The following is a 23,885-nucleotide window of genomic DNA, read 5'->3' as shown; positions in this document are numbered from 1 at the left end:
TGATCGCCTGAGGACGCCGCGCCCCACATGGATACCGCGCTGACGCTGACCAACGACATGAAGCTCGTGCTCGGGCTGGTCGGCTTCACGATGGCGATGTTCCTGTTCGAGCGCATCCGCGCCGACGTGGTCGCGCTGGTGGTGCTGGTGGTACTCGGTGTCACCGGCCTGATCGCGCCGGAGGAGATCTTCGGCGGTTTCTCCGGTAACGCGGTGATGAGCATCATCGCCACCACCATCCTCGGTGCGGGCCTGGACCGCACCGGGGCGCTGAACCGGCTGGCCGCATGGCTGCTGCGGCGCGGCCACGGCGTCGAACAGCGGCTGCTGATGATGACCACCGCCATCGCCGGCCTGAACTCGTCCTTCATGCAGAACCCGTCGGTGATGGCCTTGTATCTGCCGGTCGCCTCGCGACTGGCAGCGCGCACCGGGCTGACGATGCAGCGCCTGCTGCTGCCGATCTCGGCGGCGATCGTGATGGGCGGTGCGCTGACCATGGTCGGCAATTCGCCGCTGATCCTGCTGAACGATCTGCTGGCCTCGGCCAACAACAACCTGCCTTCCGGCCTGGCCACCATCGAGCCGCTGCGCATGTTCGCGCCGCTGCCGATTGGCGTGGCACTGCTGATCGCATCGCTGCTGTACTTCCGCTACTACGGCGACCGCAAGCTGATCGAGGAAGAAACCTTGGTCAACGACGGGGTCACCCCAGCACGCACCGAGAGCTACTTCGCCAAGACCTATGGCATCGAAGGCGATGTGTTCGAGCTGGTGGTCAGCGCGGAAAGTCCGCTGGTGGGCATGACCCTGGGCGAGGCCGAGAACCTGCACGACGCCCCGCTGCTGCTGGCCCTGAAAACCGGTAATGACACCCGCCTGGCGCCGCCGGCGGAGATGCGCATCTGGGTAGGCAGCGTGCTCGGTGCGATGGGCCCGCGCCAGCAGATCAACGATTTCGCGCAGAACCAGTTCCTGCGCATGTCTTCGCGCCTGAAGCACCTGGGTGACCTGTTCAACCCGAGCCGCGCCGGTATTTCCGAGGCGGTGGTACCGCCGACCTCGAACGTGATCGGCAAGAGCGCGGCCGACCTGCGCCTGCGCAAGGAGCGTGGCATCAGCCTGCTGGCGATCAACCGCGACAAGCAGGTGATCCGCGAGGACGTGCGCGACGTGCAGTTGCGTGCAGGCGACATGCTGGTCTTCCACAGCATCTGGACCGACCTGGCACAGGCGGCCAAGAGCCGCGACTTCGTGGTGGTGACCGACTATCCGACCGGCGAGCAGCGCCCGCACAAGTTCAAGATTGCGATGGCGATCTTCGCGCTGACCATCCTGATCGCGCTGACCAGCAAGCTGCCGGTCGCGCTGACGCTGATGACCGGCGTGGCCGGCATGCTGCTGACCGGCGTGCTGCGCATGGACGAGGCGTATGCCTCGATCAACTGGAAGACGGTGTTCATGATGGCCGGGCTGATTCCGCTCGGCTGGGCGATGGACTCCAGCGGTGCGGCCGCGTGGGTGGCCGGCCATACCATCGACAAGCTGCCGACCGGCATTCCGGTGTGGGTGCTGGAGGTGGCGCTGGCACTGCTGACCACGGCGTTCTCGCTGGTGATCAGCCATGTGGGCGCGACCATCGTGATGGTACCGATCGCGGTGAACCTGGCACTGGCGGCGGGCGGCAACCCGACCGCGTTCGCGCTGATCGTGGCGCTGTCGGCGTCCAACAACCTGATGACGGCCTCCAACCCGGTGATTTCGATGATCACCGGCCCGGCCAATTACACCCCGCGCGAGATGTGGCGGGTCGGCGGACCGTTGTCGCTGATCTACACCTGCGTGGTGGTGTTGATGATCAACCTGATGTTCTGAGGGTTGGGTTTGTTGGCAGGGCTGCGCCCTGCACCCGCAGAATCAACGTCAACGTCAACGTCAACGTCAACGTCAACGGCTGGCATTCCGTGGGATGGCGGGGTGGGTCCACGCCATGCGTGGAGCCTTTGTAGAATCGAGCCGTGCTCGACTGCTTCCGGCCTCAGGCCAGATAGACCTGCCCATCGCGGATATCGACCGGCACCGCACGCAGGCGGTCGCCCTTGCACGGGCCGGCAATGCAGTCGCCGCTGTCCAGCGTGAACGAGGCGCCATGCGCGGCGCAGACCAGATGGCCTTCGCGGCTCTTCAGGAACTGGCCCGGGGCCCAGTCCAGGCGACGGCCGGCGTGCGGGCAGATGTTCAGGAATGCGCGCACCTGCGCGCCGTCGCGGTACAGCACCAGCGATTCGGCATCGCCATCGATCACCGCTTCGACCTCGGCAAACGCGCCATCGGCAATGGCATCAAGGGCGATCAGGGCAGCAGCGATAGTCATGGCGAAAGCTCGGACGGTAAACCGGAATTGTCGCATGCCTGCTCAGGTGACTGGCTGCGACATGAACACAAGTCATTGATCCGTAATAAGCACAGGCTATATTTAACGAGTTTTTCACTCAATGACAGTGGCGCGTCCCGATACTCTGTCTTCGCTGATCCCAGCCTATCGAGCCGCCATGTTCAACCGCGCATCCGCCTTCAACCAGTTCCGCACCCTGTTCGCGCCGCGCAAGCCGCGCCATCCGTTGGTGCGCGTTGCCGTGGGCCTGCTCGGCCTGGCGATCCTGGCCGCGATGGTGTTCATCGGTGTGTTCGTCGGTGCCGCGATGATCCTGGTTGGCCTGGCATGGAAGCTGCTGGCCTCGCGCAAGCCGGGCGCCGCGCGTCCGGTGGACCCGACCGTGGTCGAGGGCGAGTACCGCGTGGTGCGCAAGCCGGTGTTGCCGGCCTCGCGCTGATCCAGGCCTTCCGCGCCCGCTGACGGCGGGCGCCATGCGTTCTAGACTGCGGGCACGCCCTTCCTGGATGCCCGCATGTCCGATGTCTCCGATGTGATCCCTGCCGTAGCCCTGCCGCGTGTACCGGTAGCCGGTGGCGGCAGCTTCCCCGTGCACCGTATCTACTGCGTCGGCCGCAACTTCGCCGACCACGCCCGCGAAATGGGCGCGGCGGTGCCGGCGGCCGATGACCGCGGCCGCCCGATGTTCTTCAGCAAGCCGGCCGACGCCATCGTGGTCGGCCACGACGATGCCATCCCCTATCCGCCAGCAACCGCCAACCTGCACCACGAAGTGGAACTGGTGGTGGCGATCGGTCGCGATGCGCCCGCCGGCGAGCTGGCCGTCGCCGACGCCGATGCGCTGGTCTACGGCTACGCCGTCGGCCTGGACCTGACCCGCCGCGATCTGCAGGCCGCAGCCAAGGACAAGGGCCATCCTTGGGATGCCGCGAAGGGGTTCGATGCCTCCGCGCCGATCAGCGAAATCGTGCACGCCGAAGAAGTCGGCGACCTGGCTGCGCTGAACCTGTCGCTGGAGGTCAACGGCGAGGTGCGCCAGCAGGCACTGCTCGACCAGATGATCTGGAACGTGCCGGAGATCCTGCATGAGCTGTCCAAGCTGTGGCAGCTGCGTGCCGGTGACCTGGTGTTCATGGGCACCCCGTCCGGGGTGGCTGCGCTGAAGCCCGGCGACCGCTTCAGTGCCCGCCTGGAAAACGTGGCCGAGCGCCACGGCGTGATCGCCGGCTGACGTCACCTGCGCTACCCTGCGCGCTGTCCACTTCCCCACCGGAGAAAAACAACAATGGGAATGCTCACCGAGTTCAAGGAATTCGCCATGCGCGGCAACGTCATCGACCTCGCTGTCGGCGTGGTGATCGGCGCGGCCTTCGGCAAGATCGTGACGGCGCTGGTCGAGAAGATCATCATGCCGCCGCTGGGCCTGCTGATCGGCAAGGTGGACTTCTCGCAGCTGGCGTGGACGCTGTCGCCGGCCCGCATCGGCCCGGACGGCAAGGAGATTCCGGCGGTGGTGATCGGCTACGGTGATTTCATCAACACCCTGATCCAGTTCGTGATCGTGGCCTTCGCGATCTTCATCGTGGTCAAGGCGATCAACCGCCTGTCTCGCAAGAAGGAAGCTGCACCGGCCGCACCGGCCGAGGAAGTGGTGCTGCTGCGCGAGATCCGCGACAGCCTGAAGAAATGAGGTATCGGGCGCCTATGGGCGCCCCCCCCACCTGTAGAGCCGAGCCCACGCTCGGCTGATCTGCAAAAGGCAGCCGAGCATTGGCTCGGCTCTACAGAAGCAGGCGAAAGCCCCGCCCCGGCGGGGCTTTCGCTTTGCTGCATCTGGCGGGAAACAGCATCCGCGCCAGCCATGACCTCCCGCCCATGCGCCGGGCTGAACGACTGTTAAGCTCCAAGGCTTAGGTCCCTTCCCGGAGTTGTCCATGCGTCGCCGCGTTCTTGCCATCGCATCCTCCCTCGCCCTGCTGGCCGCCCCGGCCTTCGCGGCGCCGCACACCACTACCCTGCCCCCGGCGTCGCTGGCCACCGCCGCACAGCTGCGCGACCAGGCCTTGGCCGATGACACCGGCTGGAAGGTGGTCGAATCGCTCACCACCGAGATCGGCCCGCGCATCGCCGGCAGCGAGGCTGACGCCCGCGCCGTGGCCTGGGCCGAAGCCAAGTTCAAGGCACTGGGCTTCGACAAGGTGTGGAAGGAACCGGTGACCTTCCCGAAGTGGGAGCGCCGCAGTGAACACGCTGCCGTGACCGGCAAAAATCCGCAGCCGCTGCAGATCACCGCACTGGGCGGCAGCCCGGGCGGCACCGTTGAAGCCGAGGTGGTGCGCTTCGCCGACCTGGCCGCACTGCAGGCGGCGCCGGCCGGTTCGCTCAAGGGCAAGATCGCCTTCGTCGATTACCAGATGCTGCCGTTCCGCGATGGCCGCGACTACGGCCGCGGCGGCGCGATCCGCAGCAAGGGTCCGTCCGAGGCGATCCGCAAGGGCGCGGTCGGTTTCCTGATGCGTTCGGCCGGCACCGACTCGCACCGCGTGCCGCACACCGGCATCACCCGTTTCGATGACGGCCTGACCCCGGTGCCGTCTGCGGCACTGTCGGTGCCCGATGCCGACCAGCTGGCCCGCCTGCTGGCCCGTGGCAGCACCACGGTGAAGGTGGCGCTGGACTGCGGCTGGGATGGTACGGCGACCTCGTACAACGTGATCGGCGAGATCACCGGCCGCAGCCTGCCGAAGGAAGTAGTGGTGATTGGCGGGCATCTGGATTCGTGGGACCTGGGCACCGGCGCGGTGGATGACGGCGCGGGCGTGGGCATCACCATGGCCGCAGGCCACCTGATCGGCCAGCTCAAGCAGGCACCGAAGCGCACCATCCGCGTGATCGCCTTCGCCAACGAGGAACAGGGCCTGTATGGCGGCAAGGCCTATGCCGAAGCGCACGCGAAGGACGTGGCCCTGCACCAGCTGGCCGCCGAGAGCGACTTCGGCGCGGGCCGCATCTACGCCTTCAATACCGGTTCGCCGAATCCGGACGGCTCGCGCGAAGCGACGAAGCAGATTGCCGAAGTAATGAAGCCGCTGGGCATCGAGTACCAGGCCGACAAGGGTGGCCCGGGCCCGGACGTCGGCCCGCTGGCCGCCAAGGGCGGTGCGTGGGCGTGGCTGGCGCAGGACGGCTCGGACTACTTCCACCTGCACCACACCGCCGACGACACGCTGGATAAGATCGACCCGAAGGCGCTGGCACAGAACGTGGCCGCCTACACTGTGTTCGCCTACCTGGCGGCGGAAGCCGATGGCAGCTTCGGCAGCGAGGCCAAGGCGACCACGCCGCCGAACGAATGATGCGGTAGCGCCGGGCCATGCCCGGCGTTTGCGGCGGGAAGAGCGGTGCGAACCAAGGTTCGCACCCACCGGGCGTCACTCAGCCGCGGCGGCTCGCCCACTGCGCCAGCAGCACGGCCGTGGCGGAAGCAACATTCAGGCTTTCCACCGCGCCGCTGCCGGGGATCGAGACCTGCAGATCGCACTGGCTCGCCAGGCCACGGTCCATGCCCTCGCCTTCGGCGCCCATCACGTACACCAGCCGGTCTGGCAGGGACGCGCGGAACACGTCATCACCGCCCTCGACCAGGGTCGCGGCCAGGCCGAAACCGGCTGCGCGCAGTTGTGCCATTGCCTGAGCGGTCTCCGGCAGCTGCACCAGCGGCACCGCTTCGGCGCCGCCTTCGGCCACGCGCGCGGCGGCACCGGACAGCGCCAGCGTGCTGCCAGCCGGCAGAAGCAGCGCCTTGACGCCGAAGTGCGCGGCCGAGCGCAGGATCGCACCGAGGTTGTGCGGGTTGCCCACGCCATCCAGCCACAGCGCCAGCGCCGGGCCGTCACCGACCTGCTGCAGCCACTGCGCCAGCGGCAGTGCCGGTGCGCGCAGCATGTCGGCCACCACGCCTTCGTGATGGGTGGTGCCGGCCAGCTTGTTCAGATCGCCATCCTCGACCACGCGGTAGCCCACGCGGTTGGCCACGCACCACTTCAACAACGGCTGCAGGCGCGGAATGCGTGCTTCCAGCAGGTACAGCTTGCGCAGCGCCTGCGGCCGCGCTTCGAACGCAGCCAGCACGGCATTCAGGCCGTACAGACGCAGCTCATCGCTGCCACCGCGCCCACCACCGCCCGTGGCCGGCACCTCCGGGCGCGGCAACGGCGTTGCGCGCGGCGGACGGGCGGACGGGCGGCGGTTGTTCCAAGGGTTGTTCACTTACACACTCTCCTGCTTGCGCTGGCGCCAGAAATCGGCGTTCTTGATGCCCAAGGCATCAGGGTCGAACACCGGATCCAGGCCCAGCTTCTTCTGTCGTTCGTAGTCACGCAGGGCCAGCATCGCCGGCTTCTGGATGATGAGGATGGCAATGATGTTCAGCCAGGCCATCAGGCCCACGCCGATGTCGCCAAGCGCCCAGGCCAGGGTGGCATTGTGGAACGCGCCGAACACCACCATGCCGATGATGCCCAGGCGCAGCACCAGCACCGTCAGCGGGCGCTTCCTGTTGTGGTTTACATAGCTGAGGTTGGTCTCGGCCATGTAGTAGTACGCCATGATGGTGGTGAAGGCGAAGAAGAAGATGGCGATGGACACGAATGCCGAACCCCAGCCCGGCAGCACCGCTTCCACGCCGGCCTGGGCGTAACCGGCGCCTTCGGGAATGCCGGCCAGGCCCTGGAAGATCGGCGGTGCGCTGGCACCTGCCGGCGAGTACACGTTGTAGGTGCCGCTGGCCAGGATCAGGAACGCGGTGGCGGTGCACACCATCATGGTGTCGAAGTAGATGGCGAAGGCCTGCACATAGCCCTGCTTGGCCGGGTGCGAGACTTCCGAGGCAGCCGCTGCATGCGGGCCCGAACCCTGGCCGGCTTCGTTGGCGTAGATGCCGCGCTTGATGCCCCACTCCACCGCCAGGCCCATCATGGCGCCGAATGCGGCATGCGTGCCGAAGGCACTCTTGAAGATGATGCCGAACATTTCCGGCACGCGGTCGTAGTTGATGACCATGATGATGATGGCCATCAGGATGAAACCGGCAGCCATGAACGGCACCACCACTTCGGCGAAGTTGGCGATGCGTTTGACGCCACCGAAGATCACCACGCCCAGCAGCAGCGCGACCACGATGCCGATGCCCAGCTTCAGCGCCTGCACCGATTCCATGCCGAAGGCCTGGCCGTCGAGCGGCCCGCACAGCGCGGTGCCACGGCAGGCGTTGATGATGCTGTCGGCGATGGCATTGGCCTGCACGCCCGGCATCAGGAAACCTGCGGCGATGATCGTGGCGATGGCGAAGGCCAGCGCATACCACTTCAGGCCCATCGCCTTCTCGATGTAGTACGCCGGGCCACCGCGGTAGCGGCCTTCGGCGTCCTTGGTCTTGTAGATCTGCGCCAGGGTGCATTCCACGTACGAGGTGGACGCGCCGAGGAAGCCCATCACCCACATCCAGAAGATCGCCCCGGGGCCGCCGAAGGCGATGGCGGTGGCCACGCCGGCAATATTGCCGATGCCCATGCGGCCGGCCATCGACATGGCCAGCGCCTGGAACGAGGACACGCCGGCGTCGGATTTCTCACCCCTGACGGTGAGGCGGCACATTTCGAAGAAGCCACGGATCTGCATGAAGCGCGTGCGCAGGCTGAAGAACAGGCCGGCGCCCAGGCACACGAAGATCAGTGCCTTGCTCCAGATGATGCTGTTGATGAAGTGTACGGTTGCTTCCACGCGCGCTCTCTCCAGTCGGCGGGTTGTAAGGACGTCCCGTCGGCTGGAGGGGACCGGTCGATTCTCCCTGATCGAAGGCCGCTGCGGTAGCGCTGTCTTGTAGCGCCGAGCCCATGTCCGGCTTGGGCCCCGGAATCAGCCGAGCATGGGCTCGGTGCTACAGCGGCCAGCCCGCGCGTTCAGGGCAGCTGCGTGCGTACCCGGGCGAAGCGGCGCAGGTCGTGCAGCACGCCGCGCTTGTAGACCGCGCAGCGCTCCACGCCCTCTTCCTGGAAGCCGTTCTTCTCCAGCACCCGGGCCGAGCCGAGATTGAAGTCGACCACCGTGGCCTGCAGCCTGAACAGGCGCAGCTCGTCCATCACCCAAGGCGCAAACACACCGACCACCCGGGTCATCAGGCCCTGGCCCCAGTAGGCCCGGCCCAGCCAGTAACCCAGTTCGGCGGTATGCCCACGCTCGGCCACGCCCTGCTGGGCACCGACGCTGCCGCAGGCCTGGCCGTCTATCTCGATGGCCAGGTTCAGGGTGCCGGGAGCCAGCACGCGGCCGGCGAGGAAGGCCTCGCCATCCCCGCGCGTGTACGGGTACGGAAAGCGATCACGCAGGCCCCGCGACACCTCGGCGTCGTTGGCGTGGTGCAGCAGCGATTCCAGATCATCCGGGCGCCAGGGGCGCAATTGGAAGCCTTCACCTCGCAGCACGGTGGTCGGGTCAGGCATGGCCACCCACCGACGGCGATTCCGCTTCCTGCTTCTCCAGCTCGCGCTTCACCGCTTCCGGCGAGCGGGTGTACGGGGCCAGCCGTGCGTAGAACGCCGGCACCACGAACAGCGACAGGAAGGTCGAAAGAGTTACGCCGAAGATGATCACGATACCGATCGTGCCACGGCTGGCCGAGCCGGGGCCACCGGCGACCACCAGCGGAATCGCGCCGACCACGGTGGCGATCGAGGTCATCAGGATCGGGCGCAGGCGCACCATCGCCGATTCGATGATCGCCTCGCGCACCGTGCGCCCGTCATCGCGCAGCTGGTTGGCGAATTCGACGATGAGGATGCCGTTCTTCGCTGCCAGGCCAACCAGCATCACGATGCCGATCTGGCTGAACAGGTTCACCGTGCCGCCACTCACCCACAGGCCGACCAGCGCACCGAGCACACCCAGCGGCACGGTCAGCATGATGGTGAGCGGGTGGATGAAGCTTTCGAACTGCGCGGCCAGCACCAGGTACACCACCAGCAGGGCCATCGCGAAGGTCAGCAGCACCGCACCGCCGGCACTCTGGTACTCACGCGACTCACCCTTCCAGTTCACCTGTGCGTACTGCGGCAGCTCTTCCCGGGCCACGTTCTGTGCCCAGGCAATGGCCTCGCCCAACGGATAGCCTGGCGCCAGGCCGGCACTGATGGTGATCGAGCGCAGTCGGTTGAAGCGGTTCAGGGTTCCGGCCTCGGCCACTTCGCTCAGCGTGACCAGGTTGGACAGCGGCACCAGCTCGCCGGAGGTGGCACGCACGCGGATCGCGGCCAGGTCGGCCGGGCTGGCACGGCCATCGCGCCCGGCCTGCACCAGCACGTCGTACTCCTCGCCGTTGTCGACGAAGGTGGTGACGCGGCGCGAACCCATCATGGTTTCCAGCGCCGATCCGATCGCGGTGACCGGCACGCCGAGGTCGGCCGCGCGCTGGCGGTCGATGTTCACCCGCATCTGCGGCCGGGTTTCCTTGTAGTCCGAGTCGGGGCCGACCAGGCCGGGATTGTCGGCCATGCGCAGCAGGATGCGGTCGCGCCACTGCGCGATCTCGGCATATTCGGGGCCGCCCAGCACGATCTGGAACGGCTGCCCGCCACTGCGCACCAGGCCACCGCCCACCTGCGTGCGCACGCGCACGCCGCGGATGGTGTCCAGTTCTTTCTGCAGCGCGTCGGCCACTTCAGGCGTCCCCTCGCTGCGCTGGCGCCACGGCTGCAGGAAGATGCTGACGCGGCCGGTGTGCATCTCCTCGCTGGCGCCCCAGCCGCCCGGCACGCGCGGGTTGGCGCGCACGATCGGCTTGTCCGGGCCGACATGCGGCGCCAGCAGCGCTTCCACCTGCTGCACCTGCTGCACGGTGTAGTCGTAGCCGGCGCCTTCCGGGCCGTCGATCATGATCTGGAACGAACCGCGGTCTTCGGCCGGCGCCAGTTCCGACGGCAGCAGCTTGAGCAGGCCCCAGCTGGCAGCCAGTGCGGCCACCATCACCAGCAGGTAGATCCAGGTGCGGTCGACATGGTGGTCGAGCACGCGGCCATAGCCCGAGGCCAGGCGCTCCAGATTGCGGTTGATGAAGCCATGCAGGCCACGTGGTGCCTGCCCGGTGTGCGGCTTGAGCAGCTTGGACGCCATCATCGGCGTCAGCGTCAGCGCTACGAATGCGGACAGCGCCACCGCTGCCGCCAGCGCCACCGCCAGCTCGCGGAACAGGCGCCCGGTATTGCCTTCCAGGAAACCGACCGGCAGGAACACCGCCACCAGCACGGCGGTGGTGGCGATCACCGCGAAGGCAACCTGCGTGGTACCGCGCTTGGAGGCCACCAGTGGGGGCTCGCCCAGGTCGATGCGGCGCTGCACGTTTTCCACCACCACGATCGCATCGTCCACCACCAGGCCGATGCACAGCACCAGTGCCAACAGGGTCAGCAGGTTGATCGAGAAGTCGAACGCGTACAGTGCGATGAACGCGGCCACCAGGCAGACCGGCACGGTCACCGCCGGAATCAGTGCGGCACGGAAGCTGCCGAGGAACAGCCAGATCACCGCCAGCACCAGGATCATTGCCTCCACCAGCGTGGCGTAGACGCGGTCAACGGCGGCTTCGATGAAGGTGGTGTTGTCGAACGCAACAAAGATCTGCGTGCCCTTGGGCAGGGTCAGTGCCACCCGCTCGGCTTCAGCGCGCGCGGTGCGCGCCACGTCCAGCGAGTTGGCGGTGGAGGTCTTGACGATACCCAGGCCGATGCCCGGCTCGCCGTTACTGCGGTAGTAGGCGCGGCGCTCGGCCGAGGCCAGTTCGATCTTCGCCACGTCGCCCATGCGCACCACGTAGCCGTCGCGGCCCTTGCCCAGCGGGATGGTGGCGAAATCCTCGGGCTTGATGTAGTTGCGCTCCACGCGCAGGGTGAAATCACGGTCGGTCGACTCGATGCGACCGGCCGGCAGTTCCACGTTCTCGTTGCGCAGTGCGGTTTCCACGTCGCCGGTGGTCAGCCCACGTGCGGCCAGCTGGTCGCGGTCCAGCCAGATGCGCATCGCATAGCGCTGGCGGCCGCCGATGCGGACCTGGGCCACGCCGTCGAGGCTGGAGAAGCGGTCGACCACATAGCGGTCGGCGTAATCGCTCAGTTCCAGCGTGTCCATGGTCGAAGAGACCATGTTGAACCAGATGATCGGGTCGGCATCGCTTTCGACCTTGGCGATTTCCGGCGGCCGGGCTTCTTCCGGCATGCGGTCGGCGACGCGGCTGACCGCATCGCGCACGTCGTTGGCCGCCGCTTCGATATCGCGGTTGGAGGTGAACTCGATGCTGACCTGCGAGCGGCCGTTGGTGCTGCGCGCGTTGATCGTATCGATGCCTTCGATGCCGGCCAGTGCATCTTCCAGGACCTGGGTGATGCGGCTTTCGATGACCGCCGCCGAGGCACCGGTGTAATCCACCGACACCGAAACAATGGGCGGGTCGATGGCAGGCAGCTCGCGCAGGGTCAGGCGGGTGAAGGACATCACGCCCAGCACCAGCAGCAGCAGGCTCATCACCACGGCGAACACCGGCCGCTGGATGGAGATGTCGGACAGTTTCATCCGCCGTGCCCCTCGGCCGCGGCCGGTGCCGGCGCGGCATCCGGTTTCGCGCCGCTGGCCGGTGCCGCATCCCTGGCCGCGACCTTCAGGCCCGGGCGCAGCTTGCCGGTGCCATCAACCACGATGCGCTGGCCCGCTTCCAGCCCCTGCTTGATCTCGACCACGCCGGCGCGGCGCGCACCGGTGACCACGTCCACGCGCTCGACGCTGTCGTCGGCCTTGATGCGGTACACGAAGGTATCGCGGCCGACCTGCACCACGGCGATTTCCGGGACCACCAGCGCCGGGCGCTCGGGGCGGAACAGCCGCACGTCCAGCAGCATGCCCGGGCGCAGCGCATGATCGCCGTTGGCGAAGTCGGCGCGCACGGTCACCGCACGGGTGACCGGATCGATGCGCGCATCGATGGTGCTGACCTCACCCTCGAAGGTGCGGCCCGGCCACGCCACGCTGGTGGCGCTGACCTTGTCACCGACGCCCAGCGCAGCCAGCTCCACTTCCGGCACCTGGAAATCGACGTGCATGTGCTCGATGTCATCGAGCGTGGCGATGACCGTGGTCGGGGTCACCAGCGAGCCGGGGCTGACCTGGCGGATGCCGAGCACGCCAGCGAACGGCGCGCGCACGCGGCGGTCACCGATGTCGGCCTGCATCTGCATCACGCGCGCCTCGGCCGCATCGCGGATCGACTTCTGCGTATCCAGGGTGGCGCTGGACACCAGGCGCTGGGAGGCCAGCTCGCGCTGGCGCCTGTACAGCTGGTCGGCTTCGTGGAAGGTGGCCTGCGCCTGCACCAGCGCGGCCTCCTGGGCCTGCCCGCGCAGGGTCACGATCGGCGCACCGGCGGCCACATGCTGGCCACTTTCAAAGTGCACCTTCTCGACGATTTCGCTGACCTTGGCCGTCACGCTGATGGACTCGCGCGCCTTGGCCGTGCCCAGCGCCTGCAGCGTGTCATTCCACTGCGAGGACTGCACGACCTGCGCGGTCACCGGCACCGCTTCGCCCTGCCGACGGGCGGCGGCCTCCTGTTTGCCCCCGCACCCGGCCAGAAGGGCCAGGCTGAGGCCAAGGGCCAGGGTCGAAGCAATGCGAGCCAACATGAACGGTCCTGATAGATCCACGGCCGCCGAGTGTAGGCAAGCACCCGTGGAAGCGATATGTGCCAAGCGTTTACTGGCGTGGCACCGGCGGGGCGATAGCGCCGTGAACCTGTTCCGTGCAAGGCTCGCAGCAGCGGTGTCGGCATGTGTCGAGGTGTATCCCGCCGTGCGCCGCAGGCGTTGTCATCGTAGAGTCGAAGCTGCCCGACAGAGGGCGTCGGGCGGGGACGGATCCTGGCGGGGATCCGGCCCCGTTTTTTTTTACCCGGCCGATCAGTACCGGTAGTTCACCTTCATCCACAGGCTGCGCCCGGGCTCGTTGATGCGTACCGGGTCGGCCGGGAAGCCGAAGTCGGCGCTGCCGGCCAGGTTCAGGTGCTCGCTGTAGGCGCGGTCGAACAGGTTGTCGACGCCGGCGCTGAGCTGCAGCTGCGAACTGAAGCGGTAAGCGGCATTGAGCGCGAAGGTAGCGAAGCCGGCACTCGGCCCCAGGTCCTGCGCGACCACGTTGCCCTGTCCATCTGCGACACGATGCTGATGGGTCACCGCACGCAGCAGCGCACCGGCACTCCAGCGCTGGCCTTCCCAGTTCGCGCTCAGGCGCGCTTCCAACGGCGGCATCTGCGGCAGCGGACGCTGCTGGTCGCGGTTCTCGCCCCAGGCATAGGCCAGCGTGCCACCCAGCTTCCACTGCGCAGCCAGGCTCACTTCCAGCCCGGCTTCGGCACCGGCGATGCGCGCATCGACGTTGTTGGCCTGGCTCATGCCCATCATGCCGCTGCCGTGATAGGTGAACAGGATGTAGTCCTGGATCTGCCCGGCATACGCCGATACCCATGCCTGCACACGCGGTCCCTTGAACTGCAGGCCCATGTCGAGCTGGGTGGTGCGCTCGGGCTGCACGCCGGTGAACGCGTTCACTGCGCCCGACGGGCCATGGTTGGGCGAGAACAGCTCCCAGTAGTCGGGCATGCGTTCACTGCGGCCGAGGCCGGCGTACCAGGTCAGGCCGTCGGCAAGGTCCTGCTCGTAGCGCAGGAACCCGCTGCCGAGCCATTCCTTGCGCGTCTGCCCGGCGCTGGGATTGGGCCGGTTGCCCATCATGCCGCCGATCGATTGCCGCTCATCGCGGGCGCTGGCACGGTCGATGCGCAGGCCACTGATCCAGCGCTGGTCCGTGCCGGCACCCAGGGTCAACTCGGTGAACACGCCATAGCGGTGGAAGTTCGCATCGGTCTGCCACGCGGCCTGGCGGTAAGTATCGCGGCCCATGCCGTTGCGGCCACGGTGGCGGCTGTCCTCACCGTCCACACCGGCCACCAGCTGCACCTCCTGCCAGCGCCACTCGGAACTGGCCCGGCCGCCCTGGGTTCGGCGGTCCACGTTCGAAGCCATCGGCATGGGCATCATGCTGTTGGGATTCGGCGTGCGCAGCGTGTAGTTGTCCATCACATGGTCGGCTTCGTTGTAGTACACGTTGGCCTGCAACGTTTCCCACGCGCCCGGCAGGTTGCGCTTCTCGAAGCGTGCCGCGTAGCTGGTGCGCTCGAACGCGGCGCCGTCCATGCCACGCCCGGCATAGCGCGCGATCGCATCGCCGGCACCGGCGGAGATTTCCAGCAGCGTATCGGCGTCCGGCGTCCAGCCGATGGCCACGTCGCCGTTCCACTTGCGCCACTTCGACGGCACCACGTCACCATGACCATCCTTGTAGTCGTCCGCTTCCGAGCGATTGCCGCTGGCACGCACGTAACCGGCCGGATTGCCCAGCGTCAGGTCCAGCACCTGGTCGTTGCGGTTGCGCGAGCCGACCAGTCCACTGGCATCGGCACGCAGACCGGGTTCCTCGAAGCGCGGCGTATCGCGCTCGAAACGGATGGTGCCGGCCGAGGCACCTGCGCCCCAGCGCACGCTCTGCGGGCCCTTGATGATGGTCAGCCGGTCGAAGCTCTCCGGCGCGATATAGGAAAGCGGATTGTCCATGCGCGACGGGCAGGCACCGATCAGGTTGCCATCGTTGCTGAGGATGTTCAGCCGCGAACCGAACATGCCGCGCAGCACCGGGTCACCGTTGGTGCCGCCGTTGCGGATGGCGGAGAAGCCAGGCACGGTCTTCAGGTAATCGGCGCCATCACTGGCGGGGACCGGCTGCCGCGGCAGGCGCGGATCGGTCACCCAGTGCAGTGGCGACGAAGGCGCGGCGGCAGTGACCACCATCGTGTCGAGGGTGCGCGCTTCTTCAGCAGGCGCAGCGTGGGCCAGTGACGCGGCCACGGCCAGGCCAAGGGCAACCGGCAGGCGCGCGCAGGCGCCCGCGGGGCGGGAAGTCATTTTCATCGGAACAGCTCCAAGGTACGCACGCGCGCACGGCGCCCGGTCAGGCGTCGTGCGGCAGATTCGATAGGGACATCAGCGGACGATGGAGGAGCGTGGTGGTCCACGTGCGGCATGCGCCGGCCAGCGCAGTGCCGGCAGCACCTGTTGCGACCACGGGAACACCAGGCGCGGCCGCCACAGCAGCGGCAACTGCAGCACCAGCACCGCCAGCCACGGCAGCAGGCGCATGGCCAGCACGCAGTATTCGCAGACTTCGCCATGCATGGCGTGGGGGTCGGCTGGGCGCTTGGGTGCTGCCTGCGAAGCGCCATGCGGGTCGTGCCCGGCCATGGTCATGTCGTGCATGCCATGGCCCATGGCGGCGTGGTCCATGCCCGCCATTGCGGTGTGGTCCATCGGCGGCGCCTGCAGCGCGCGGCTGACCAGCGGCGCAAGCACCATCAGCAGCGTCGCCAGGACGGCGAGCTGGAGCAGAAGGCGCTGCGGGCGGGACAGGCGGGTCACCGCGCTAGTGTAGAGGTGGGTCCAGGGTTGCCCTGTGCGACGAACCGTCGCAGGAGGGAGTTTATCGGCAGGGCTTGCAGCCCTGCACCTGCTGCGGACCACGGCAAGAGCCGAAGCAACAGCAAAAGCGGTTTCCTGAGGGTGGGCGGGGTGGGTCCGGTTGCGGGAGACGCCGTAAACCCATCCATGAAGTGACCCCCGGGGCTTGGCCGCGGCTTGCTCGTGTGCGCTTTCCTGCGCACACGGCAAGACCGGGGTTGGGCGTCCTGCCCAACCCGCCCGAGGCATGCCTCGGGCCCATGCCGCGGACACTCCCGCAACCGGACCCACCCCACCTTCGACAGATCTCCGCGATCTGCAGTAGATCCACGCCATGCGTGGATGCTTTTCGATTTCAATTCGAAATATTCGATTTCGATGGAGATTCATCCACGCATGGCATGGATCTACGTGTCGACCAAGGTCGACTCCTACCAACAGCCATCGGGATCTGTCAGAGGTGGGGCGGTGTCGGAGTGCGGGGTGTCAGCCGCATGGATGCGGCTGCCAAGCTTACAGGGACGTACTTGCAGCGTCCCCGCACTCCGACACCGCCCCGCCAACCCACGGAATGCACGCTTCTGCTGTTGCTGTTGCTTGAATGTCGTAGTGGGTGCAGGGCTGCAAGCCCTGCTCGACCAACCCCTCACACCGTGATGGTCTGGGTCAGTGACTCCCACGTCGGTGGCACCGGCCACGCCGCCGCCTGGTTGCCATCCAGCACCCTGCGCAGGTCACGCGGATCAATCTGCGGTGCCAGCACATGCACCAGCTCCAGCGCGTAGTCACGCAGCACGCGGTCGCGCGGCAGCACCGCCCAGGCGATGCACTCGGCGATCGGGTCCGGGGCCGGCCACGAACGCAGGTCTTCATCGTTGGAACTGACCGCCATCTCGGCCAGCAGGCCTACGCCAAGACCCGTGCGCACGTAGGTCTTGATCAGGTCCGCATCCAGCGCGGTCAGTGCCAGATCGGGCACCAGCCCATTGGCGGCGAAGGCGCGTTGCAGGGATGAGTTCGGTCGGGTCGAGGATTCGTAGCTGATCAATGGCTGGCGGGCCAGCGCGGCCAGGTCCGGTGCGCGGCCGGCGCGGTCCAGCGGGTGGCCCTTGGGCACCACCACCAGGCGCCGCCAGCGGAACAGCGGCACTGCGATGCCATCGGTGGGCTCACCGCCTGCGGTGCTGATGATCGCAATATCGGCATCACCCTGGTTCAAGCGGTCCAGCGCGTCGGCTTCACCGGCCTGCTGCAGGTGCACGCTGACCTGCGGGTAGGCCTGCTTGATCGCCGCCACCGCCGGCGGCAGCACGAAGCGCGCCTGGGTGTGCGTGGTGGTCAGGATCAGCTGACCCTGGCTCTCGCGACGCTGGTTTGCCGCGTAGGTGCGGATGTTGTTGGCCTCAGCCAGCACCGCGCGGGCGCGGGCGATGACCTCGGTGCCGGCCGGGGTGACCGACTCCAGGCTGCGGCCCTTGCGCACGAACAACAGAAAGCCGAGCTCGTCTTCCAGCTGCTTGAGCTGCTTGGACAGGCCGGGCTGGGTGGCGTGCACGCGCGAGGCAGCGAGCGTGATGTTCAGCTCGGCATCGGCAATGGCAACCAGGTAGCGCAGCTGGGTCAGCGTCATGGGAGGCAGGCGGCGTGGGGCGGAGGTCCACTCTAGGGTCAATTGCCGTCACCAGCTTATAACCAAAGGTTGTTTAAGAAAGGTATCTGGTCATTTCCGGGCGTCATATGCCGGCGCTACGGTCAGCCGGCAGCCGCTGGCCTGAACAGCCAGCCCTCCCCCTTTGCCCGCCGAAGCCCGGCGCGGCCCCGTTTCCGGAGCGCTTCCATGGCCCTGTACGAGTCCATCCTCGATACCGTCGGCAACACCCCCATCGTCAGGCTGCAGCGCCTGGCACCGCCACAGGTCAGCGTCTACGCCAAGGTCGAGTCATTCAATCCGGGCGGCTCGGTCAAGGACCGCCTGGCGCTGGCAATCATCCTCGACGCCGAAGCGCGTGGCCTGCTCAAGCCAGGCGACACGATCGTGGAGGCCACCTCGGGCAACACCGGCGTGGCGCTGGCGATGGTCGCTGCCGCGCGCGGCTACAAATTCGTGGCCACGATGGTCGAGACCTTTTCGGTGGAGCGTCGCAAACTGATGCGCGCCTATGGCGCGAAGGTAATCCTGACCCCGGCCGCCGAGCGTGGCAGCGGCATGGTGCGCAAGGCGCGCGAACTGGCCGAGCAGCATGGCTGGTTCCTGGCCAGCCAGTTCGCCAACCCGGCCAATCCGGCTTATCACCGCAACACCACGGCCGCCGAGATCCTGCGCGACTTCGCCGGCAAGCGGCTGGATTACTTCGTCAGTGGCTGGGGCACCGGCGGCACGCTCACCGGCGTGGGCGAAGTGTTGAAGGTCGCGCGCCCGCAGACCCGCGTCATTGCTACCGAACCCGCCGGCGCCGCCCTGCTCAAGGGCGATGATTGGAAACCGCACAAGATCCAGGGCTGGACCCCGGATTTCGTGCCGGACGTGCTCAACCGCGATGTGGTGGATGAACTGGTGTCGGTGGAGGATGACCGCGCCATCGCCACCGCGCGCCGACTGGCGGCGGAGGAAGGGATCTTCGTCGGCATCTCCGCCGGCGCCACCGTGGCCAGCGCGCTGGACGTGGCAGCCCGCGCTGAGCCGGGCTCGGTGATCCTGGCGATGCTGCCGGACACCGGTGAACGCTATTTCTCCACGCCGCTGTTCGCCGATGTGAACGAGGGTTCCGACGACGACTGGCTGGCTGGCCTGCCATGACGCAAGCCGCCGGGCATTGCCTGGCGCCACCGCCTGCCGCGGATCCATGACCGCTTCAGCCTGCGTGAAGGCAGCGACCGCCATCGTGCGTGAAGGCCGTCGGATCGCAGCGCGTGAGACGGTCATGACGCAGTATCGATGCCCTGTCCCCTACCGTGGGGTACAGCCGGCGCAGAGGCTGCGCGGAACACCTCACAGGCAGGAGACGGACGCATGAAGATCGAAGTTTGGCAGGGTGACATCACGACCCTGGCGGTGGATGCGATCGTCAACGCGGCCAACGAAACATTGCTCGGCGGCGGTGGTGTGGACGGCGCGATCCATCGTGCGGCCGGCCCCGCATTGCGGGCCGAGTGCGAGCGGTTGCCCGAGCTGCGCCCGGGCGTGCGTTGCCCGACCGGCGAAGTGCGTGCCACCGGCGCTTACGCCTTGCCGGCACGGCATGTACTGCACACGGTGGGCCCGGTCTGGCACGACGGCCAGCGCGACGAGCCGGCATTGCTCGCCAACTGCTACTGGAAATCGCTGCAGCTGGCCGAGTCGCTGGGGGTGCAGTCGATCGCCTTCCCGGCGATCAGCTGCGGTGTGTATGGCTATCCGCTGTACCAGGCGGCGCAGATCGCCGTGACCGAGACACTGGCCTGGCAGCGCAGCCATGCGCAGCCGATGCGCATCGTGCTGGTGGCGTTCAATACCGCGACGGCCAAGGCGTACCAGCAAGCGTTGAGCGCCGCCGGGCAAGGCGCAGACGGCGAACCGCGCGGCTCGATGCTGTCGCCGCTGGGTGATGCGGGCTTCGCCGCCGCGCACTGAATCCGGCGGTCAGCTTCAAGGAAAAGGCCGGGCATTGCCCGGCCTTTCCTGTTGCGCCGTTGTCCACACTCCCACGGAGTGTGGAACACGCTCAACGGCTGGCAGCTTCCACCGCGGCGGCATCATCGGCCGCAGCAGCGGCCGCGTCGGCAGCGGCACTTGCCGCCGAAGCAGCAGCCCCATCGGCGCTGGCGCCGTCCACCTGCACACGCACTTCCACCATGCCCGCGCCGTTGCTGAGGCTGGACACCTCGACGGTGTAATGACCGGCAGGCAACGCTTCTTCCAGGCGTGCGTTGGTATCGTTGCCACCGTCATCGTCGGTCAGTTCGACATCGCCGCCAACCACGCGCAGCACGGTATCGACCTGGCCGGAGATTGCATCCAGCCGCACATTGGTCGGACGGTCCAGCGTCAGCAGGAAGCGGCGGACGCCATCGTTATCGAGCATCGTGTACACGCTGCCGGACTTCGGCAGTGCGGTGCCATCGCGATCGACCAGGTTGCCCGGCAGCTCGATCCGATTGGCCGACAAGGTGAACATGCCACTGACGCCGTCGCCGAGGCCACGCGCGGTCAGCGTGTACTTGCCCGGCTTCAGCGACAGGGTCAGGCGCGAGTTGGTGCTGTCCCCGCCGTCGTCATTCTCGGCATCCACGCCCTGCCCGGACAGCTTCAGCACCGGGTCGAAGGCGTCCGAGACCAGCCGGATCTCGTACAGGCCCGCCTTGTCCACCTGCAACGTGTAGTCCTGCGAGTTGCTGGCCAGCATATCGACGATCTCGCCACTGCCCGCCAGCGGCTTGCCGTCGTACGGCTTCAGCTTCTCGGCGCGAAGGCGATAAGGGCCGAACGCGGTCGGGCCATCGGCGTTGACTGCCACCTGGTAGGTACCACTGCCGTTGGCACGGAAAGCCAGCGAGACGTCCCCCTCGCGCTCATAGCCTGTGTTGCTGGTGGATACCAGGCTGCCGTTGTTGAACACCGCAATCGAGCCGCTGAGGGCACCAGTGAGCTTCAGGCCGACCAGATCCCTGTCTTCCAGCTTGATCTGGTAGAGCTGGTGATGGCTGCCGTCATTGAAGTTGATGCCGCTGCGCGAGGTGATCTCGCCGGAGACCGGCTTGTCGAAATCGAGCGACGCGGCCTTGCCTGCCTCGGCACCGCCGCCACCGATGCGGTTGCACCCGCCGGCGACCAGGACCGTGGCTACGGCCAGTGTGATTGCTGCCAAACGCATGTTGTTTCTCCTTGGCCTTCCATGTGGTTCCCACGCACCGGCCGGGCGCATGGGGGCGGAAAAGATACCCGCAAAAGCAAACGCCGGCGTGATGCCGGCGCTGCCTTGTTTATCCAGCGATGGGACGGATCACCCGTTCCACTTGCCCAGCGCGGCCAGGCCATTGTCCCTGGCGCGCTCGTACACGGTCTTCTGGGCAGAAGCGTAGTTGCCCTTCATGTCCTTGGCCCACAGCTTCAACGCGGCCTGCTGCATGGCACGGCCGTAGGAGAAGCTCAGCGGCCACGGCAGGTTGCCCAGCTGGTTCATCGCGTTCAGGTGCTCGGTGGACTGCTCGTCGCTCTGGCCACCGGACAGGAACACCACGCCCGGCAGGATGGCCGGCACGGTGCTCTTCAGGCACATCACGGTCGACTCGGCCACTTCCTCGACGTCGGCCTGCTCTTCACAGTCCTTGCCCGAGATGACCATCGAAGCCTTCAGGATGGTGCCTTCCAGCAGCACGTTCTGCTGGTACAGGGCGTCGAACAGCGAACGCAGGGTCGCTTCGGTGACTTCGTAGCAGGTCTCGATGTCGTGGTCGCCGTCCATGATCACTTCCGGCTCGACCATCGGCACCAGGCCGCATTCCTGGCACAGCGCTGCGTAGCGGGCCAGCGCATGGGCGTTGGACTCGATGCAGGTGCCCGACGGGATGCTCTCGCCGATGTTGATCACAGCACGCCACTTGGCAAACCGCGCGCCCAGCTTGTAGTACTCCTGCAGGCGCTCGCGCAGGCCATCCAGGCCTTCGGTCACCAGCTCGCCCGGGCAGCCGGCCAGCGGGTGCGCGCCCTTGTCCACCTTGATGCCCGGAATCATGCCGTGGTCGGCCATGTACTTGGCGAACGGCACGCCGTCCTTGGTCGACTGGCGGATGGTTTCGTCAAACAGGATGGCGCCGGAGATGTGCTCGTTGAGCTTCGGCGTGGTCAGCAGCAGTTCGCGGTAGGCACGACGGTTCTCCTCGGTGTTCTCGATACCGACGCCAGCGAAACGCTTGGCGATGGTAGCGGTGGATTCGTCGATCGCGATGATGCCCTTGCCCGGGGCAACCATGGCCTGGGCGGTTTCAGCCAGCTGTTCGATGCTCATGTACTTCCTGTGGCGGGTGCGGGAAAAACACAAGTATAGCCCCGCCGCCCGTTGCGCCGGCGTGCAGGCCAGAATGGAAACGATTCCAATGTCGGCGCAGGACAAGCGATGTCCTGCGGCACGGGGTCAGAGCCCTTGCGGGGATCCGACCCCGGCGGGCCTCAGAGGTCGCCCAGGCCGATGGCGCGGCCGTCCTCTCCCACTTCCAGCAGGCGCAGGGTATTGGTGGCACCGTGGGTTTCCATGTGCTCGCCACTGGTGAACACGACGCGGTCACCGGCCTGCAGCAGTTCGGCTTCCACCAGCAGGCGGATGCTGCCGCGCGCGGCTTCGCGCGGGGTCAGCCCGCGGCTGTCGAAGTTGATCGGGAACACATCGCGCATCAGGGCCATCTGGCGGCGCGCGCCGTCGTGGCGGGTGACTGCGAACACCGGCGCCTTGGCGCGGAACCGCGACAGGTAGCGGGCGGTGCCACCGGATTCGGTCATCGCCACGATCGCACGCACGCCCACGTGCTGCGACAGGAACATGGTGGCCATGGCAATCGCCTGGTCGGCACGTTCCAGATTACGCGGCGAGGCGTTGAAGTCGGTCTCGGTCTGGAACTGGCGCTCGGCACCCAGGCAGATACGCGCCATCGCTTCCACCGCCTTGACCGGCCAGGCACCGGCAGCGGTCTCGGCCGACAGCATCACCGCGTCGGTACCATCGATGACCGAGTTGGCCACGTCCAGCACTTCGGCGCGGGTCGGGATCGGGCTTTCAACCATCGACTGCAGCATCTGCGTGGCGGTGATCACCACCTTGTTCTGCGCAAGCGAGGCCTTGATGATCTTCTTCTGCAGGCCGGGCAGCTCGGCATCGCCGATTTCCACGCCGAGGTCGCCACGGGCGACCATCACAACGTCACTGGCCTCGACGATCTCTTCCAGGTTCTCGATCGCCTCGGTGCGCTCGATCTTCGACACCAGCGCGGCATCGCAGCCGTGCGAGCGGGCGATCTCGCGCGCGTCGTTCATGTCCTGCGCGTTGCGGCAGAACGACACGGCGATGAAGTCGACACCGATCTTGGCGACGATGCCGATCAGTTCCTTGTCGCGCTCGGTCAGTGCGCCCAGCGAGAGGCCACCGCCCTGCTTGTTCAGTCCCTTGCGATCAGACAGCGCGCCGTCGTTGAGCACGGTGCTGATGATGCGCTCGCCCTGCACCTCCACCACCTGCAGCTGCATCAGGCCATCATCGAGCAGCAGGACATCGCCCGGGCCGACGTCCTGCGGCAGGCCGAGGTAGCTGACGCCTACCTGGGTCGCATCGCCGGGGCCGGCGTTGGTGCTGGCGATCAGGTCGAAGCGGTCACCCGCCTTGAGCTGCACCTTGCCTTCGGCAAAGCGCTCGATGCGGATCTTCGGGCCCGGCAGGTCGGCCAGGATGCCCACTTCCACGCCCACGCGGGCAGCGGCGGCACGCACTTCGGCGGCACGCTTGGCCTGGCCGGAGGGGTCGCCATGGCTGAAGTTCAGGCGTACCACGTTGACGCCGGCGCGGAACAGATCCTCCAGCACGCCCGGCGGATCAGTGGCCGGACCGAGGGTGGCAAGGATCTTGGTGCGACGCTGACGCTCGAACATGGTGAATGGGCCTCTCCCGGTAAAGGACGGAAATTAGCACATCCTTCACGTCGCATGTATACGGTTACAGCCTTGTGCCGCTTGTCTTCGCGGGTCATGGAACGGACATCACCCGGACATACGCCGGCGCAGGCAGTTCTGTAGAGCCGAGATCCTATGTTCGTGGTCAAGCCTGCTGGAAGCAGGCTTGACCCACTTTCAGCATGGCCGGGTCAAAGTCCCGGCCGCTCTTGAAGACGCCCCAAGCGATCCTGGCCAGCTTTCTGGCCAGGATGTT

The 23,885-nt window shown here is 67.0% G+C and carries 19 protein-coding genes and 1 pseudogene; 7 read left to right on the top strand and 13 right to left on the bottom strand.

Going from position 1 to position 23,885, the window contains the following annotated elements:
* The first annotated feature begins 27 nt into the window (after positions 1-27).
* Complete coding sequence (locus tag AC5P65_RS16460) at positions 28-1,875, top strand: SLC13 family permease (protein ID WP_019660187.1); 1,848 nt, start codon at positions 28-30, stop codon at positions 1,873-1,875.
* 163 nt (positions 1,876-2,038) lie between these two features.
* Here the strand turns inward: AC5P65_RS16460 and AC5P65_RS16455 are convergent, their stop codons facing one another.
* Positions 2,039-2,374, bottom strand: a complete 336-nt coding sequence (locus tag AC5P65_RS16455; RefSeq protein ID WP_111098281.1) for a Rieske (2Fe-2S) protein — start codon at positions 2,372-2,374, stop codon at positions 2,039-2,041.
* A gap of 178 nt (positions 2,375-2,552) precedes the next feature.
* Between AC5P65_RS16455 and AC5P65_RS16450 the strand changes: the two genes are divergently transcribed.
* The 4 genes from AC5P65_RS16450 to AC5P65_RS16435 all read left to right on the top strand — a co-directional run bounded on the left by AC5P65_RS16450 (position 2,553) and on the right by AC5P65_RS16435 (position 5,751).
* Positions 2,553-2,834 (top strand): hypothetical protein, encoded by a 282-nt coding sequence (locus tag AC5P65_RS16450; RefSeq protein ID WP_019660189.1) that lies wholly within the window; start codon positions 2,553-2,555, stop codon positions 2,832-2,834.
* A 75-nt stretch (positions 2,835-2,909) separates the two neighbouring features.
* Positions 2,910-3,626: a fumarylacetoacetate hydrolase family protein gene (locus AC5P65_RS16445; RefSeq protein ID WP_019660190.1), complete on the top strand. Its 717-nt coding sequence runs from the start codon at positions 2,910-2,912 to the stop codon at positions 3,624-3,626.
* 54 nt (positions 3,627-3,680) lie between these two features.
* Positions 3,681-4,085, top strand: coding sequence for a large-conductance mechanosensitive channel protein MscL (gene mscL, locus AC5P65_RS16440; RefSeq protein ID WP_019660191.1), 405 nt, complete (start codon positions 3,681-3,683; stop codon positions 4,083-4,085).
* Between the two features lie 244 nt (positions 4,086-4,329).
* Entirely contained in the window at positions 4,330-5,751 is a 1,422-nt protein-coding gene (locus AC5P65_RS16435; RefSeq protein ID WP_021202001.1) for a M28 family peptidase, read from the top strand.
* A gap of 79 nt (positions 5,752-5,830) precedes the next feature.
* Here AC5P65_RS16435 and AC5P65_RS16430 read toward each other — a convergent pair whose 3' ends face one another.
* From AC5P65_RS16430 to AC5P65_RS16395, 8 genes are all read right to left on the bottom strand, one after another.
* Complete coding sequence (locus tag AC5P65_RS16430; protein ID WP_111101807.1) at positions 5,831-6,664, bottom strand: TrmH family RNA methyltransferase; 834 nt, start codon at positions 6,662-6,664, stop codon at positions 5,831-5,833.
* On the bottom strand, positions 6,665-8,176 hold the full coding sequence (locus tag AC5P65_RS16425; RefSeq protein WP_019660194.1) for an alanine/glycine:cation symporter family protein: 1,512 nt from the start codon (positions 8,174-8,176) through the stop codon (positions 6,665-6,667).
* Positions 8,177-8,355: 179 nt separating this feature from the next.
* Positions 8,356-8,895, bottom strand: a complete 540-nt coding sequence (locus tag AC5P65_RS16420) for a GNAT family N-acetyltransferase (RefSeq protein WP_019660195.1) — start codon at positions 8,893-8,895, stop codon at positions 8,356-8,358.
* On the bottom strand, positions 8,888-12,013 hold the full coding sequence (locus AC5P65_RS16415; RefSeq protein WP_111098279.1) for an efflux RND transporter permease subunit: 3,126 nt from the start codon (positions 12,011-12,013) through the stop codon (positions 8,888-8,890). Before AC5P65_RS16415 ends, AC5P65_RS16420 begins: the two co-directional genes overlap by 8 nt.
* Positions 12,010-13,116 (bottom strand): efflux RND transporter periplasmic adaptor subunit, encoded by a 1,107-nt coding sequence (locus AC5P65_RS16410; protein ID WP_019660197.1) that lies wholly within the window; start codon positions 13,114-13,116, stop codon positions 12,010-12,012. The genes AC5P65_RS16415 and AC5P65_RS16410 overlap by 4 nt, the downstream gene beginning before the upstream one ends.
* Before the next feature lie 273 nt (positions 13,117-13,389).
* A complete protein-coding gene (locus AC5P65_RS16405) occupies positions 13,390-15,453 on the bottom strand; it encodes a TonB-dependent copper receptor (protein WP_329867514.1) in 2,064 nt (687 codons plus the stop codon).
* A 72-nt stretch (positions 15,454-15,525) separates the two neighbouring features.
* On the bottom strand, positions 15,526-15,957 hold the full coding sequence (locus AC5P65_RS16400) for a DUF2946 domain-containing protein (protein ID WP_111101809.1): 432 nt from the start codon (positions 15,955-15,957) through the stop codon (positions 15,526-15,528).
* A 685-nt stretch (positions 15,958-16,642) separates the two neighbouring features.
* Positions 16,643-17,626, bottom strand: a complete 984-nt coding sequence (locus AC5P65_RS16395; protein WP_019660022.1) for a LysR family transcriptional regulator — start codon at positions 17,624-17,626, stop codon at positions 16,643-16,645.
* Positions 17,627-17,833: 207 nt separating this feature from the next.
* Here AC5P65_RS16395 and cysK point away from each other — a divergent pair, with 207 nt between their 5' ends.
* Positions 17,834-18,793, top strand: coding sequence for a cysteine synthase A (gene cysK / locus AC5P65_RS16390; protein ID WP_019660021.1), 960 nt, complete (start codon positions 17,834-17,836; stop codon positions 18,791-18,793).
* 213 nt (positions 18,794-19,006) lie between these two features.
* Positions 19,007-19,606, top strand: a complete 600-nt coding sequence (locus AC5P65_RS16385) for an O-acetyl-ADP-ribose deacetylase (protein WP_019660020.1) — start codon at positions 19,007-19,009, stop codon at positions 19,604-19,606.
* Between the two features lie 91 nt (positions 19,607-19,697).
* Here the strand turns inward: AC5P65_RS16385 and AC5P65_RS16380 are convergent, their stop codons facing one another.
* The 4 genes and pseudogenes from AC5P65_RS16380 to AC5P65_RS16365 all read right to left on the bottom strand — a co-directional run.
* A complete protein-coding gene (locus AC5P65_RS16380; protein ID WP_019660019.1) occupies positions 19,698-20,846 on the bottom strand; it encodes a hypothetical protein in 1,149 nt (382 codons plus the stop codon).
* A gap of 129 nt (positions 20,847-20,975) precedes the next feature.
* Positions 20,976-21,980 (bottom strand): class I fructose-bisphosphate aldolase, encoded by a 1,005-nt coding sequence (locus AC5P65_RS16375; RefSeq protein WP_180832923.1) that lies wholly within the window; start codon positions 21,978-21,980, stop codon positions 20,976-20,978.
* Positions 21,981-22,141: 161 nt separating this feature from the next.
* On the bottom strand, positions 22,142-23,608 hold the full coding sequence (pyk, locus tag AC5P65_RS16370) for a pyruvate kinase (protein WP_021203676.1): 1,467 nt from the start codon (positions 23,606-23,608) through the stop codon (positions 22,142-22,144).
* A 166-nt stretch (positions 23,609-23,774) separates the two neighbouring features.
* Positions 23,775-23,885 (bottom strand): annotated as a pseudogene (locus tag AC5P65_RS16365) (IS110 family transposase); the annotation flags it as partial.

This window comes from Stenotrophomonas sp. YJH_SMC_48-3 (genome assembly GCF_059369375.1).
This window is presented reverse-complemented; position numbering and strand designations above follow the sequence as displayed.